The 15,304-nt window shown below is 59.8% G+C and carries 11 protein-coding genes and 1 pseudogene; 1 reads left to right on the top strand and 11 read right to left on the bottom strand.

Going from position 1 to position 15,304, the window contains the following annotated elements; genetic code table 11:
• Positions 1–191 precede the first annotated feature (191 nt).
• Entirely contained in the window at positions 192–1,850 is a 1,659-nt protein-coding gene (pgm, locus tag Q7L55_03295) for a phosphoglucomutase (alpha-D-glucose-1,6-bisphosphate-dependent) (GenBank protein MDO8731584.1), read from the top strand.
• A gap of 28 nt (positions 1,851–1,878) precedes the next feature.
• On the opposite strand, the pseudogene trmD reads toward pgm, so the two are convergent.
• The 11 genes and pseudogenes from trmD to smc form a co-directional block, all read right to left on the bottom strand.
• Positions 1,879–2,562, bottom strand: a pseudogene (gene trmD, locus Q7L55_03290) (tRNA (guanosine(37)-N1)-methyltransferase TrmD).
• A 13-nt stretch (positions 2,563–2,575) separates the two neighbouring features.
• Entirely contained in the window at positions 2,576–3,094 is a 519-nt protein-coding gene (rimM, locus tag Q7L55_03285; protein MDO8731583.1) for a ribosome maturation factor RimM, read from the bottom strand.
• A gap of 6 nt (positions 3,095–3,100) precedes the next feature.
• Entirely contained in the window at positions 3,101–3,340 is a 240-nt protein-coding gene (locus tag Q7L55_03280; protein ID MDO8731582.1) for an RNA-binding protein, read from the bottom strand.
• Positions 3,340–3,900 carry a 30S ribosomal protein S16 gene (rpsP, locus tag Q7L55_03275; protein MDO8731581.1) on the bottom strand — a complete coding sequence of 187 codons (561 nt, stop codon included), beginning with the start codon at positions 3,898–3,900 and terminating at the stop codon, positions 3,340–3,342. The genes Q7L55_03280 and rpsP overlap by 1 nt, the downstream gene beginning before the upstream one ends.
• 178 nt (positions 3,901–4,078) lie before the next feature.
• Positions 4,079–5,596: a signal recognition particle protein gene (ffh, locus tag Q7L55_03270; protein ID MDO8731580.1), complete on the bottom strand. Its 1,518-nt coding sequence runs from the start codon at positions 5,594–5,596 to the stop codon at positions 4,079–4,081.
• Positions 5,597–5,601: 5 nt separating this feature from the next.
• Entirely contained in the window at positions 5,602–7,923 is a 2,322-nt protein-coding gene (locus tag Q7L55_03265) for a [protein-PII] uridylyltransferase (GenBank protein MDO8731579.1), read from the bottom strand.
• Between the two features lie 16 nt (positions 7,924–7,939).
• Positions 7,940–8,278, bottom strand: coding sequence for a P-II family nitrogen regulator (locus Q7L55_03260; protein ID MDO8731578.1), 339 nt, complete (start codon positions 8,276–8,278; stop codon positions 7,940–7,942).
• Positions 8,279–8,280: 2 nt separating this feature from the next.
• Positions 8,281–9,591 carry an ammonium transporter gene (locus tag Q7L55_03255; GenBank protein MDO8731577.1) on the bottom strand — a complete coding sequence of 437 codons (1,311 nt, stop codon included), beginning with the start codon at positions 9,589–9,591 and terminating at the stop codon, positions 8,281–8,283.
• Between the two features lie 157 nt (positions 9,592–9,748).
• Positions 9,749–10,354: a TetR/AcrR family transcriptional regulator gene (locus Q7L55_03250; protein ID MDO8731576.1), complete on the bottom strand. Its 606-nt coding sequence runs from the start codon at positions 10,352–10,354 to the stop codon at positions 9,749–9,751.
• Complete coding sequence (gene ftsY / locus Q7L55_03245; protein MDO8731575.1) at positions 10,347–11,531, bottom strand: signal recognition particle-docking protein FtsY; 1,185 nt, start codon at positions 11,529–11,531, stop codon at positions 10,347–10,349. The genes Q7L55_03250 and ftsY overlap by 8 nt, the downstream gene beginning before the upstream one ends.
• A complete protein-coding gene (gene smc / locus Q7L55_03240; GenBank protein ID MDO8731574.1) occupies positions 11,528–15,097 on the bottom strand; it encodes a chromosome segregation protein SMC in 3,570 nt (1,189 codons plus the stop codon). Before smc ends, ftsY begins: the two co-directional genes overlap by 4 nt.
• Positions 15,098–15,304 lie beyond the last annotated feature (207 nt).

Raw genomic sequence — 15,304 nt, 5'->3', positions numbered from 1 at the left:
CTTCCTGCAAGCGCCACAGGCCGCCCACACATGGATAAGAGGAGAATTGCACCCAAGAACCGAATCCCCTGTGGCAGAGCACCGGCGAGCTGGGCTGGTGAAGTGTGCCATATCGGGCCGCACTCCCCCAAACTCGCCTCCCAGGCCTCGAACTGCAAGCATGGGCGAGACAAGCTGGAGGAGACAATCCGATGAGCACGCACCCACGAGCTGGGCAAGTGGCGCTGAATGAGGATCTCGTGCTGATTCCGAACCTCATTACCTCCTATTACACCTTGCACCCAGACCCCAAGGAGCCCTCGCAGCAGGTGAGTTTTGGCACCTCAGGTCATCGAGGCAGCGCCCTGACCCTGTCCTTCAATGAGGACCATATTGCCGCTGTCTCCCAGGCGATCTGTGATCACCGCAAGGCAGTTGGCATCGCCGGGCCCTTGTTCATGGGCAGCGATACTCATGCGCTGAGCGCTCCTGCCTGGTCAACAGCTCTGCAGGTATTCGCAGCAAATGCTGTTCGAGTGCAGGTAGATGCGGAGTTCAACATCGGCAAGGGCCACACCCCGACTCCCGCTGTATCGGTGGCGATCCTTGTTCACAACCGCGCGCTTGCTGAAACCAGTGCTGGCCGTTCCGATGGCGTGGTGATCACTCCGTCACACAACCCGCCAAAAGATGGCGGATTCAAATACAACCCACCAAATGGTGGCCCGGCCGGTTCGGACATCACTGGCGATATCCAGGCACGAGCAAACGCATATCTGACTGCCGGCCTAGTTGGCGTGCGCCGAGTGCCTCTGCGCGCGGCCATGGCCGCCAGCACTACTTCCTTGTACGACTTTCGAGGCAACTACGTAGCCGAGCTCGACAAGGTCATCAATATGAACGCGATCAAAGCCGCCGGCATCCGGATCGGTGCTGACCCGCTTGGTGGAGCAAGCGTGGACTACTGGCCTGCCATTGCCGAGAAGTACCAGCTCGACATCACCGTTGTTCACCCTTTCGTGGACCCGACTTGGGCCTTCATGACTCTGGATTGGGATGGGCGGATTCGGATGGATTGCTCGTCGCCCTTTGCGATGGCATCACTGATTGACAATCGAGCGCTGTATGACATTGCCACCGGAAACGACGCTGATTCCGACAGGCACGGAATCGTGACTCCCGACGGCTTGATGAATCCGAATCACTACTTGGCCGTCAGCATCGACTACCTCTTCAAGCAGCGCACGAACTGGCCGTCGGGCGCGGGCGTGGGCAAGACGATTGTCAGCTCGAGCATGATCGACCGGGTGGCGCAATCCTTGGCCCGACCCCTCTTGGAGGTTCCAGTCGGCTTCAAGTGGTTTGTGCCAGGTCTCCTCGATGGCAGCCTGGGCTTCGGAGGCGAAGAAAGCGCCGGGTCTTCGTTCCTTCGCCTGGATGGCTCAGTCTGGTCAACAGACAAGGACGGCATCATTGCGGCGTTGCTTGCTTCAGAGATGCTTGCGACCACTGGTGTGTCACCTTCAGTGCGCTATCGCGAACTCACCCAGCAGTTCGGGGATCCGGTCTACGAGCGCATCGATGCACCAGCGACTCGCGGGCAGAAGGCGGTGCTCGGGGCTTTGTCGGCATCTGCAATCACCGCAACCGAGCTCGCAGGCGAGGCGATCACCAGCGTTCTCACCGAAGCGCCGGGCAACGGTGCACCCATCGGCGGACTCAAGGTGACATCTGAGCATGGCTGGTTCGCCGCACGCCCATCCGGAACTGAGGATGTCTACAAGATCTATGCCGAGTCCTTCACAAGCGCCGAGCATTTGAAGGAGATTCAAGTTCAGGCGCAGGCGCTGGTGGATGCAGCAATTAACTGAGGTCTGAGCGCATCTGGTCTGAATGTAGTTGGGCTGTGCGGGCCCTGGATTGCTCTGCCCGCCACTGATCGATGCGGCCATGGTGACCACTGAGCAGCACTTCAGGCACATCAAGCCCGCGCCAGGACTGTGGTCTGGTGAAGACCGGACCTTCAACAAGTTCGCCGGACTGATCGATGCTGAATGAATCGTCAACTGCGCTGACTTCATTGCCAAGCACGCCGGGAAGAAGACGGCCGATGGCTTCGATCATGACCATCGCGGCCACCTCACCTCCAGCCAGGACGTAGTCACCAAGGCTGACTTCGGCCACACCATCCCAATCTGCAGCGGTGCTGTAGAACGCGGCCAGTCGGGCGTCGATGCCTTCATAGCGCCCGCACGCGAATACCAGCCAAGGATGCTCACTCCACTGCTGGGCGGTGGCCTGCCGGAACCTGGCACCTGATGGAGTCGGGATGACCAATTTCGGCCTCGCTTCGGCGCCAGCTCGGATGCCATCAAGTGCATTGCCCCACGGCTCAGGGCTCATCACCATGCCTGGCCCACCGCCGTAGGGAGTGTCATCGACGGTGCGATGCCGATCTGTCGTCCATTCACGAAGATCATGAATGCGCAGATCGATCGTGCCGGAGTCGACTGCCTTGCCGATCAACGAGAGTCGCAATGGACCCAAGTAATCGGGAAATATCGACACGATGTCGATCCGCATCAGCGCACCGAGTTCACGGGGAGTCAAGAATCTCGAACAGGCCTGATGGTGGGTCGATCACAATGCGACGCCCGGCGATATCCACCATTGGGACGAATTGATGAATGAACGGCACCAGTGCTTCGGGGGCATCCGGGCGAGTGATGGCCAGCAAATCCTGGCTGGGCAGATGAATGACCTCGCGAACGGTGCCCACTGGCTCTCCCGTTACCAGTTCAACTGCGCAGCCTTCGAGGGCATCGTCGTAGAACTCTTCTGGATCTTCAGGCAGCTCATCGAGGGGACGATCAATCTCGAGAAGGACCCCGCGCAGAGTCTCAGCGCCTTCGCGGTCGTGAACGCCTTCAAAGCTAAGCAAGAGGCGACCAGAATGCCAATGGGTCTGCTCGACTCTCAAGAATCGAGCAGACCCATCAACAACAAATTCAGCGCCGGGAGTGAACCGGCGATCAGGCTCGTCTGTACGAAGCTCGATCGTGACAACTCCGCGAACACCGTGTGGCTTTCCTATGCGGCCAACAACGACGCGCATCTTCAGTTAGCGCTCAGCAACATCGAGGAAATCGATGCGTACGCCGCGTCCGCCATTGAGCGCAGCGAGCACATTGCGCAGAGCTGTTGCCGTGCGCCCACCTCGGCCGATGACTCGACCCATGTCCTCAGGGTTGACGCTCACATTGAGCGTGGCTCCGCGACGTTGGGACTTCTCGGAAACGTTGACATCTTCAGGATTATCGACAATGCCCCGCACCAGATGTCCAAGAGCCTCTTCGAGCATCAGGCCGAGGTCTCTTCTGCTGGTGCCGCTTCTGCTGCAACCTCGGCGACTGCTTCAGCAACCTCAGCCTCAATCACGGCCTCGACGACAGCCTCGACTGCAACTTCTTCGGCTATGGCCTCAACGACTACTTCAGTTGCGGCTTCCTCAGCAGCGACTGCAGCAACCGGCGCGGCAGCAACGTCGAGCTTTGGCTTCTTGGTCACCTTGGGCTCATTGGCGGCCTCGGCAACAGCGGCCTCGAACACGAGAACCTTGGAAACCTTGGGCTCGGCAACCTGAAGGGTGCCTTCAGCGCCGGGCAGACCCTTGAACTTCTGCCAGTCTCCGGTGACCTTCAAGATGGCCTCGACTGCCTCGGTTGGCAGAGCGCCAACGCCGAGCCAGTACTGCACGCGCTCAGAGTCAACCTTGATCAGACTCGGATTCTGCAAAGGCTGGTAGATGCCGACCTCTTCAATGGCACGGCCATTTCGGGCGGTGCGAGCGTCGGCGACGACGATTCGGTACTGCGGTGCGTGGGTCTTGCCAAGGCGCTTGAGCTTGATCTTTACGGCCACGGTGGGCTTGTCTCCTGTTAGGTGAGGCGGTGCGAGCTCACGACTGAGTGGGGACACAGAGGCGGGCCAAAACCTTGCGGGCTGTCATGTCAGCAGATGAGAGGGTCGACTGACTCAACAATTGCCCGCTCATTCTGCCAGATGCCGCGTCCTGCTGCGACCAGGCCCTCTGTCAGTGCTACTGACCGAGCATCTTCTTCAGATCGGGGGGCAAAGTACCCAGATTCGGTGGCGTCGTGACCGCCGAAGAGTCGCCTGGTTGCGCCCGCTTTGCGGGGTTGCCACTTCTGCCCTTGGCTCCTTTGGCGGGGCGCTCTTGCTTGGCCATTCGGCCCTTGGACTTCTTGCCTGCACCGGCGCCGAAGCCCGGCATGCCGGGCAGTGTCGGCATCCCGCCCTTGCCTGCTTGTTTCATCATGACCTGAGCCTGCGCAAACCGCTCCATCAGGCTGTTGATCTCGCTGACTTGAGTACCTGATCCCTTGGCGATTCGCACTCTGCGGGAGGCGTTGAGCAGCTTGGGGTCTTTACGTTCTGCTGGAGTCATCGACAAGATGATGGCGGCGACGCGATCCAGATCCCGATCGTCAATCTGATCGAGCTGAGCTTTCATGTTGCCCATGCCGGGAAGCATTCCGAGCACACTTGACAGTGAGCCCATCTTCTTGACGGCCTGCATCTGCTCCAGGAAATCCTCGAGGGTGAAGTCCTCCCCCTTGGCGACCTTTGCAGAAAGCCGCTCGGCCTGATCAGAGTCAAAGGCTCGCTCAGCCTGCTCAATCAGAGTGAGGACATCCCCCATATCCAGGATCCGGCTGGCCATCCGCTCGGGATGGAAGACCTCGAAATCCTCGAGCTTCTCGCCAGTTGATGCGAACATGATCGGCGCGCCCGTGACGCTCTTGACTGACAACGCGGCGCCACCACGCGCATCACCATCGAGCTTGGTGAGCACGACTCCGTCAAAGCCGACATTGGTCATGAACTCTTCGGCCGTGCGCACCGCGTCCTGACCGATCATGGCGTCAACGACGAACAGCACTTCGTCCGGCTGGGCTGCATCGCGAACCTTGCGGAGTTGATCCATGAGCTCGGCATCGATGGCCAGGCGCCCCGCGGTATCCACGATCACCGTGTCATAGAGCTTGGCTTCAGCGAAGGCTCGCGCATCGCGGGTCACCTTGACCGGATCGCCGACTCCGCTGCCTGGCTCAGGGGCGAACACCGCCGCGCCAGCGCGCTGCGCCACCACCTTGAGCTGATCAACGGCGTTGGGCCTTTGGAGATCAGCAGCTACGAGCAAGGGGGTGTGCCCCTCGCGCTTCAAAGCGACGGCGAGCTTGCCCGCAAGTGTCGTCTTTCCTGCGCCTTGCAAACCCGCCAGCAAAATGACCGTCGGGGGCTTCTTGGCATATCTGATGGTTCTGGTTTCACCACCAAGAATGGTGACCAACTCCTCGTGCACGATCTTGACAACCTGTTGCGCGGGGTTGAGTCCACCGGTAACTGAGACTTCCAGCGCTCTGGTCTTGACCACCGCACAGAATTCCCGAACGACGGGTAGGGCAACGTCGGCCTCGAGTAGGGCGATGCGAATTTCACGGACGGTCGCATCGATATCGGCCTCGGAGAGCCGGCCTTTGCCACGGAGTCCCTTGAATGTCGCTGCGAGGCGATCTGAGAGGTTGCCAAACACAGGGTTCAGGGTAATGGCTGTAAGAGTTCGCCCAGCACAGTCACCTTCACCGCAGCAGCGTGCTGCTCGCTGAGGGCCTGGCCATTGCGGTCAACCAGAAAGAAGACATCAACTGCGTCTGAGCCAAGTGTCTGAACACGAGCTCCAGTGATCGCCGCATCCGTCGAGGCAATTGCCCGCGAGATTCGGTAGAGCAGACCAGGTGCGTCATGGGCACGAACCTCAAGAACAGTCGAGCGCTCAGATGCTGTTTCGATGACATCGATGCGTGGGGCAGCTGCTTGAACATTGGGGCTGTACGCCTCATCGCGTTTGCGCAGTCGCTCCGCCACATCAAAGGAGCCGTCGATTGCCCGCCGAAGTTCTTCACTCAGCAGTTCGATCCCGGGCGGATCTCCGAAGATGGGCTGCACATTCCACAATTGCACTGCGCGATCACCATCTGTCACGACTTGGGCTGATCTCACTTGGAGTCGGTGAACCGCGAGCACGCCGGCCACGGTGGCGAGCAGGCCAATGCGGTCGGGCGCGGCCAAAGTGAGCTCGTAGCCGTCCTCCGCGTTAGCCATGACCACCCAGATGCCATCATGATCAATCGCGACTTGCTGATCATCAGTCAGATGCGGCAACTGCGGCAGTGGCCGGCCGGCAATTGCCTCATGCGTGCGCATCACCAGTTCGTCGACAAGATTCTTGCGCCAAGCCGTCCACATTGATGGACCGGTGGCTATGGCATCAGCCTGAGTCAGCGCCGCAAGGAGGTCCAGGATCTGTGGATCCGCAATACGTTCGGCCACATACGCAATCGTGGCTGGATCGGCTAGGTCCCTTCGGGTCGCGATCTCCGACAACATGAGATGATGCAAGACCAGTAGTGACACGATGCCAATGTCGGCAGCCCCGTAACCCATGGATTTCATCACGCTGACAACGAGAGTTGCCCCCAGCTCGCTGTGGTTGCCAACGCGTGCTTTGCCAAAATCGTGGAAGAGAGCACCGAGCAGCAACAGATCGGGGCGATCCACATTGCGAGTGAGCGCACTGGCCTGCACTACGCATTCGATGAGGTGCCGATCGACGGTGTACTTGTGCAAGGCGTTGCGCTGAGGCGCGGCGCGAACGACATCCCACCCTGGAATCAACCGCGATATCACTCCTGCTTGATCCAGGGCTTCCCACACTTGCACTGTCGCAGTGCCAGCTCCCAAGAGCGACAGGAAGGCATCACGCGCCGGTTGAGTCCACGGATCTGGCAGCGGTCCACTTTCCTGTGCGAGCCGACTGACCGTATGCGGAGCCAAAGGAATGCCTGCCTGCGCAGCCGCGGCCGCGGCTCGCAGGATGAGCACTGGGTCCTTTTCGGGACGGGCTTCAATCGCCAGCACAGCTTCGCCGGCCTGCACCACAACACCTTCAGTCAGCGGCACCCGCTCAGGGCTCCCCTTGCGCACGGGACGCATGCTGAAGCGCGAGGATCGCACCGTGAGGCGATCGACTCGATGCCAAGTCGTGTCGGATGAATACGCAATGGCACGGGCCGCTGTGTAGACACCGCGCAAGAGATCATCGGCATCACCCACTCCAAGGGCGTTGGCAACCGCATCCTGTTCCTGCAGCAGCAGGCGATCGCTACTTCGGTGACTGACTTGGTGCAGTGCATCGCGAACATCAAGAAGGTAGTCAACGCCTTCCTGCCAGTACGAGTGTGTGATGTCGGTGATCCACGAAGCGGCTATAGCGCGCAGCACCGTGGCTTCGCGAAGACCGCCATAGGCCTCTTTGATGTCTGGCTCAAGCATGGTGTTGAGCTCTCCGAAGAGTTCTTTGCGCTGATCAACGAGCAAGCGCAAATCACCGATTCGCTTCGGCGCAGTGGCACGCCAATCGGCATATATGGCCTTGCGCAACTGATCGCCAATGGTGACGTCCCCTGCAATGACGCGGAGGTCAAGCAGCCCGAGGATGACTTTGATGTCCTCGCTGGCCAATCGTCTGGCTTCGGCAACAGTGCGCACACTGTGATCAAGGGCGATGCCCGCGTCCCAAATTGGGTACCAGAGTTCTTGGGCGATGGCGGCAGCCCTGCGCGGATCAATGCGGTGCAAGAGCACCAAATCCAGATCGCTGCCCGGGGCAAGTTCGCCGCGGCCATGGCCGCCAACAGCAACCAGGCACACACCATCGGCAAGTGGATGCGAGTCCTTGAACACCTGGGCCAGCCAGGCGTCAGTGAGTTCGGTCAAAGCAGTGCGACGTCCTGGACCAAATGGCCCAGGACGTCGCACGATGGCTTCACGTGCGCTGACGAACTCAGCATCGACGCGCATCAATAGCCCGGTGAAATTACAGTGCGTCCGCGCCGCGCTCGCCGGTACGAACCCGAACGACGGCTTCGACTGAGGAGACCCAGACCTTGCCGTCGCCGATGCGTCCAGTCTGGGCCGCAGCAACAATTGCGTCGACTACGCGGTCAGCATCGACGTCGTCAACGACGACCTCAACACGAACCTTTGGCACAAGGTCAACCGTGTATTCAGCGCCACGGTAAACCTCAGTGTGTCCGCGCTGCCGGCCAAAGCCGGAAGCCTCTGACACGGTCAGGCCGTGGATACCCGCAGCCTCCAGTGCACCCTTGACATCCTCGAGCTTGAACGGCTTGATGATTGCGGTGATCAACTTCATGTCTAGCCTTCCTCTGAGTTCGATGCTGCGTGTCCCATGCCGGCGAAGACGCCGCCGCCACCTGACTCCCCAAGCTCGTATCCGGTTTCTGCGTGCTCAGAGACATCGATGCCGGTGATTTCCTGCTCTTCGGTAATCCGAATGCCCATGACCAATTTCAGGATATAGGCGATGATCAACGTCAGGATCCCCGAGTACAGGAGTACGGCGAACGCACCGACTGCTTGCTTGCCAAGTTGATCGAAGCCACCACCGTAGAAGAGCCCATTGACACCTGCAGGTGCATCCTCCGTAGCGATGAAACCGATGAGCAGAGTGCCGACCATGCCACCCACGAGGTGGACGCCAACAACGTCCAGTGAGTCATCGAACTTGAAGAGGTACTTCAAGCCAACTGCCAGAGCACAAAGCACACCGGCAATGAGACCCATCAGGAGAGCGCCGAGTGGGCTGACTGCGGAACAGGATGGCGTGATGGCCACAAGCCCGGCAACAACACCGGATGCAGCACCAAGCGAGGTGGCATGTCCGTCACGAATCTTCTCTGTGATGAGCCAGCCGATAGCTGCCGCACAGGTTGCCGCAAAGGTGTTGACGAAGACGACCGAGGCCGTGTTGTCAGCAGCAATTTCCGAGCCTGCGTTGAAGCCGAACCAGCCGAACCAGAGCAGAGCAGCACCGATCATCACCAAAGTGAGGTTGTGTGGACGCATTGGCGACTTAGGCCAACCGACTCTCTTGCCCAAGACGATACAAAGCGCAAGACCGGCCACACCGGCATTGATATGGACCGCGGTACCGCCGGCGAAGTCGATCACGCCGTACTTGTATAGCCAGCCGCCGTTGTCACCAGCAAGGTCGAATACCCAGTGAGCAACGGGGAAGTACACGACCGTTGCCCAGATCCCTGCGAAAATCAGCCAAGCGGCGAATTTCATGCGGTCTGCGACAGCACCTGCGATAAGTCCGACGGTGATGCAGGCGAACATCGCCTGGAAGGCGACGAATCCCATCACAGGGACGGTGGCCTCTGGGTTATCAGCCATCAAGCCTTGGAGGCCCCAATACTGACTGATGTTGCCGAGCCAGCCGTGCTGTCCATAGGAATCGCCAAAGGACATCGAGTAGCCGTAGAGCACCCACAGGACACCGACGATGAACAGTGCACCCATAACCATCATGAGCATGTTGAGGACGGACTTCATGCGGACCATGCCGCCATAGAAGAAGGCCAGCCCAGGGATCATGAGCAACACCAGCGCTGAGCTGGTGAGCAGCCAGGCGGTATTGCCTGAATTCAAAGCCGAATCCATTCCAGTCTCCTTTCGAACCACAGAGTGATCGGTCGCGTAATCGACAAGCGGAGGTTCTCGTTCGCAGGTTTCCCTTGGCTGCGCAGATGATTACCGTCCTGTCACATATTTGGTGACTAAGTAACGGATGTGTTAACGCTTAGGACTCAGGCGGACATTATTCGGCGTATTTCGCCAAGGTCGCCATCATCATCGTGGACCACATCTCAGCAAGACCGTCGCGCTTTTCATCCGAAAGTTCCTGATACGACATCGCCGTCACGCCAAGGACAAGGCCGAGGGCGATCACTGACATCGTGGCCGCTTCGTCGCGCGTAAAGACCGCACCTTTATAGGCCATCAAGACATTGGCGAACTCTTCGACCAATTCGGTTCGGATCTTCTCGATGCGCCGTGCCACGCCGGGGTTGATACGGGCGTGTGAGAGAGCCTCCAAGCGAGCCCATCTGATGTCATCGCGATCGCGACTGAAGATCTGGCGAGCTTGGTTTCGGATGGCAATACGCAATTCAGCTGGCTCTGTCGGGAAATCAGCCAGGCCAGCGAGATCTTGGGCAACCAGTCCCTGGTAGATCCGGCCATAGCCCTCGGCGATCAAATCCTCGCGGTCATCGAAATACTTGTAAATGAGCGCGGCACTGACCTTGGCCTCTTTGCAGATCTCTGCAACGCGAATATCTCGGCCAGCTCTCAGGGCTCTTTCGGTAGCCAAAAGCAGTCGCTCGCGGCCATTGGGCACGTCAACGATCGCGGGATCAGCCACTGACTATCGCCTCCACAAATGCAACGGCATCAAACAGTGCCAGATCGTCGGGCCCTTCGCCCAGCCCGACTAATTTCACTGGCACTCCCAATTCACGCTGAACGGCGATCACGATACCGCCGCGGGCTGTTCCGTCGAGTTTGGTCAGGACAACTCCAGTGATTTCGACGACTTCCGCGAACACGCGCGCCTGCACGAGACCATTTTGCCCAGTGGTGGCATCGAGCACGAGTAGCACTTCGTCAACTGGTGATTGCTTCTCAATGACTCGCTTTACCTTGCCAAGTTCATCCATGAGGCCGGTCTTGGTGTGCAAGCGTCCTGCAGTATCGATAACAGCGGTGTCAATATCAGCCGCCGTTGCAGTTGACACTGCGTCGAAGGCCACCGCCGCCGGATCGCCTCCTTCTGGGCCACGCACAACTGCCGCTCCGACGCGATCACCCCAGGTCTGCAATTGCTCTGCTGCCGCTGCTCTGAAGGTGTCGGCCGCTCCGAGCAGGACCGATTGATCTTGGGCGATAAGCAATCGGGCCAATTTGCCTGTCGTCGTGGTCTTGCCCGTGCCGTTGACGCCGACGACCAGCACAACTGCCGGTCGGCCGTCCACCTTGGTCACCAAAGAGCGATCGAGGTTTGGATTGACAAGCTCGAGCAGGCCTTCGCGCAGCAGTTGGGTGAGGCGATCAACGCTACGCCCACCTTCGACCTGGACGTCAAGGCGAAGCTTGGCGATCAATTCGGTAGTTGGGCCTATGCCGAGATCTGCGGCGAGCAGGGTCTCTTCGATTTCATCCCAAGTGTCACTGTCGAGTTGATCGCGACTGAGAAGTGCAAGCAGACCCTTGCCAATTGCAGTATTCGAGCCGGCAAGCCGCGCGCGAAGGCGCTGCATGCGGCCAGTTGCTGATTCAGGAATTTCAAAGCCGAAAGACTCCAACTCGTCACTGGGTATTGGCTCTTGATAGGCGGGCTCAGTCCAACTCGACCCCTCGCCAGCGTTGGCGCCCACATCAGCGATTGGAATTGGCTCATCGCTGTCGATTGGCGCTCGACCAAAGGTGATGAGTTCTTCTGCGCTCTCGCGCGATCCTCGAGTGACAACGGCATAGACAAGTGCCACAACCACAACCAGGACGATCAGGACACTGAGCGCGACCCACAGTTGGGTGCTCATGATGCTGTTGCCGCCTCACGAAGCCGTTGCCCGATGACCTGCGTGACTCCATCGCCTCGCATCGAGACTCCGTAGAGCGCATCAGCAATTTCCATCGTGCGCTTTTGGTGGGTGATGACTATCAACTGTGAACCTGTACGCAGCTCGTCAATGATGTCGATGAGGCGACCAAGATTGATATCGTCAAGGGCAGCCTCAACTTCGTCAAGGACATAGAACGGACTTGGGCGTGCTTTGAAGAGCGCAACCAGAAAGGCGACGGCAGTCAGCGATCGCTCGCCACCAGACAGCAGGGAAAGCCGCTTGATCTTCTTTCCGGGCGGTCGTGCTTCGACGTCGACACCAGTGGTCAACATGTTGCTTGGATCGGTCAGAATCAGCCGACCCTCCCCCCCCGGGAAGAGTCGACTGAACACTCCTTCAAACTCGCGTTCGATTTCGACGTAGGCCTCGGTGAATACCTGCTCTACACGGGCATCGACTTCTTTGATGATGTCGAGCAGATCATCACGCGTGCGTCGAAGGTCATCGAGCTGCTCGGATAAGAACTGATGACGCTCTTCCATAGCTGTGAATTCTTCAAGTGCCAGAGGATTGACGCGACCGAGCAATGCCAATCCTCGCTCGGCTGCCCTCAGCCGCTTCTCCTGCTCGGCGCGAACGTATGGGTAGGGCTCCGGCTTCGGCGCATCGGCTGGAATTTCGTCACCGGGAACCGTTGGGCTCGGCGGGACGAGTTGATCGGGGCCATATTCCTCGAGAAGGACCTCGGCTTCAATGCCGAATTCCTCCATCGCTCGATCAGTCAATTGCTCAATGCGCATGCGCTGTTCGGCACGCGTGACTTCATCGCGATGCACGCTGTCCTTGAGCAGATCGAACTCGACGGCAAGTTCGCGAATGCGTCCTCGCACAATGGTGAGGCGTTCGTCACGACTCTTGCGAATTCGCTCGGCACCAGTGCGCTCGTTGCTCGCGATAGCTACGGAAGCCTCGGTGCGAGAAAGTGCCGCGCGCGCGCCATTGAGCACGGCAACAGCAACGATGAGATCGCGCGCGCGTTGCTCGCGACGTTGGACCGCAGCTACTCTGGCTTCGCGTTCGGCCGCTGCGGCTCGTTCGAGTTGGTCGGCGCGAATACCTACGGCGCCCAGACGCTCTTCACCAGTGCGCAGCGAAAGGCGCGCTTCAACCTCGAACTGCCGGGCCACAACGGCCTGCTGGGCCAATTCGCCTCGTTGATCCGCGCCAAGGTCTGTGTCGGGTTCACTTTGCGCCGCGGCCAGGCGCGCGACGAGTTCGTCGTGGTGAGCCAAGTCGGTCGCGTTGGCAATCTTACCAGCGGCGAGAGCTGATTTGAGTCGATCAGCCTCGGCGCTGGCCGATCGCGCGATCTGACCAAGTTGTCCCAGCTGTTCAGCGACGGCCGCCATGCGGGCGTCAGACTCGTGGAGGCCCGAAAGGGTTGCCTCAACCTGAGTTGCTGCCTGTGCTTGAGTCTGTCGTGCTGCCACCATGTCAAAGCGGGCACGCTCAGAGGCATGCACGGCTTGTTGCAAAGCGGCAGAAGTCTCGTCGTACGCGGCTTGCACCTCAAGCAGACTCAAGGTGCTCTGCGAGCCGCCGTGCACCACATCGCGCGCGAAAATGTCACCCACTGGTGTAACAAAAGTGAGTTCTGCGTGCAACTGAGATTGCGTTGCCGCTTGATCGACGTCACCAATGAGCACGACACCGTCCAGGAGCCGATCAACGGCCGATGTCAAAGCTTCATCACAGGTGACCTGCTGGCGCAGCCACTGCCCTACTGGCGCGGGTCCTCGGAGCGGTGAAGGCGCCGTTGGCTCGTGCGAGGCAATGACGAGTGCTGCGCGTCCGGCATCTCGCTCTTTCAACAGAACTATTGACGTAACGGCCGCTTCTACGCCTCGCACAACAACGGCGTCGGCAAGATCACCCAGGATCGCGGCGACTGCCCCTTGCGCACCCGATTCGATATGCAGTTGAGACGCGAGAGTTCCGAGCATCCCCGGAAGTCGATCGCCTTCGGCCACCAGGACCCCGCCAGCGTCCTTGCGCATCAGGGACATCGACAGCGCCTCGAGACGCGCCGAAAGCGCGGCTCGCTCCCGCTCGCTGCGTGCTTCCACTCCGCGGAGTCGCTCGACCTCGGCGTCGGCCGCGACCAGAGCCGATTCGGCATCCTCATGGCGTGCGTCGAGACCAAGTTCACCCTCGTCAAGCCCGGCGACCTGAACCTCAATCGACTGGAACTCAGACATGGCTTGTTCGCTGCGTGCCGTGGCTTCGCCTATGGCCCCGCTCAAACGCTCGAGTTCATGCGCGCGCGCTTCAACTCGCGAGTGCGCCGCATTGACCAGCCCAGTGAGCCGGACCAAACCCTCGCGACGATCAGCTGCTGCTCGCTCAGAGGTGGCAACCCGTCGTTCTTCAATCGCCAGGGCCTCTTCGGCGCCCTGGCGTGCGGTGACCGCTCCGGCGAGGCCATCGCGGGCAGCCTCCACTTCACGCCCAAGCTCAAACTCCTGAGAACGAAGACCACGCGCCTCGGCATCGAGTTGTTCTGGATCGCGGCCGGGATTTTCTTCAACCGGCTCCGGCTGAAGATTGCGCACGCGCTCGGCTGCAAGTTGCACGAGACCGTGAAAGCGCTCGCGCAATCCGCTCACCGCAAACCAGGTCTCTTGTGCTTCCTCCAGCCGGGGAGCATCTGCGAGTGCTTCTTGCTCCGCGAAGGACTCCTGCTCACGCAATTGCGTGAGGGCTGACTCAACTGAAAGCTGACGCTCGCGCAAGGCTGATTCATCTGCCACTTCAGCCGCGAGTGCTTCCCGCATTTTCACGAGATCGTCGGCCATGATGCGCAACCGCGAGTCGCGTACATCGGTTTGGATCACGACAGCTCGACGAGCGACCTCGGCTTGGCGTCCCAGCGGCTTCAACTGACGGCGAAGCTCGGTGGTGAGATCCTGCAAGCGCGTGAGATTGGCCTCCATCGAATCCAATTTTCGGAGGGCCTTCTCCTTGCGCTTGCGGTGCTTGAGGACCCCGGCTGCCTCTTCTATAAAGCCACGGCGATCTTCTGGGGTGGCTTGCAAGATGGTGTCGAGTTGTCCTTGGCCCACGATCACATGCATCTCGCGACCGATACCCGAATCGCTGAGCAGTTCCTGAACATCGAGCAGCCGACATGGCTGGCCGTTGATGGCGTATTCGGAGCCACCGTTGCGAAACAGGATTCGGGAGATCGTGACTTCGGTGTACTCAATGGGCAAAGCGCCATCGGAGTTGTCGATTGTGAGCGAGACCTCAGCTCTGCCGAGCGGAGCCCGCCCTGAGGTGCCCGAGAAGATGACGTCCTCCATCTTGCCGCCGCGCAAGGATTTGGCCCCCTGCTCACCCATGACCCAGGCCAAGGCATCCACGACATTGGACTTGCCGGAGCCATTTGGACCCACAACACAGGTCACCCCTGGTTCAAAATGGAGGGTCGTTGACGAGGCGAAGGACTTGAAGCCCTTGAGGGTCAGCGTCTTGAGATGCACTTCGCTCCGGGTATCTGGGGCGTGGGGAAGGCCGCCGTGGACGTTTCACTTCAGCCTATCGGTCACCCTCGATCAGGGATTCTCTTGACGCACCCATCCCGAGCTCCCAAATCGTGAGCAGACGCCCATCGGGGCAACCTTCGCCGCCCGCGCTACCGCGAATTTGCCTCGCAGCTCCCCCCAATCATCGGAGGCTTCATCGTCCTG

The sequence above is a fragment of the Actinomycetota bacterium genome (genome assembly GCA_030650795.1).
Taxonomy (GTDB): Bacteria; Actinomycetota; Actinomycetes; order S36-B12; family S36-B12; genus UBA11398.
The sequence above is the reverse complement of the archived record's forward strand: the minus strand, read 5'-3'. Positions and strand labels throughout refer to the sequence as shown.

What these genes read in the sequence shown, in the direction of transcription:
- Q7L55_03265 (MDO8731579.1), bottom strand. Translation starts at nt 7,923, where the DNA reads ATGCGCGTCGATGCTGAGTTCGTCAGCGCACGTGAAGCCATCGTGCGA.
- Q7L55_03255 (MDO8731577.1), bottom strand. Translation starts at nt 9,591, where the DNA reads ATGGATTCGGCTTTGAATTCAGGCAATACCGCCTGGCTGCTCACCAGC.
- pgm (MDO8731584.1), top strand. Translation starts at nt 192, where the DNA reads ATGAGCACGCACCCACGAGCTGGGCAAGTGGCGCTGAATGAGGATCTC.
- ftsY (MDO8731575.1), bottom strand. Translation starts at nt 11,531, where the DNA reads ATGAGCACCCAACTGTGGGTCGCGCTCAGTGTCCTGATCGTCCTGGTT.
- Q7L55_03280 (MDO8731582.1), bottom strand. Translation starts at nt 3,340, where the DNA reads ATGCTCGAAGAGGCTCTTGGACATCTGGTGCGGGGCATTGTCGATAAT.
- Q7L55_03260 (MDO8731578.1), bottom strand. Translation starts at nt 8,278, where the DNA reads ATGAAGTTGATCACCGCAATCATCAAGCCGTTCAAGCTCGAGGATGTC.
- rimM (MDO8731583.1), bottom strand. Translation starts at nt 3,094, where the DNA reads ATGCGCGTCGTTGTTGGCCGCATAGGAAAGCCACACGGTGTTCGCGGA.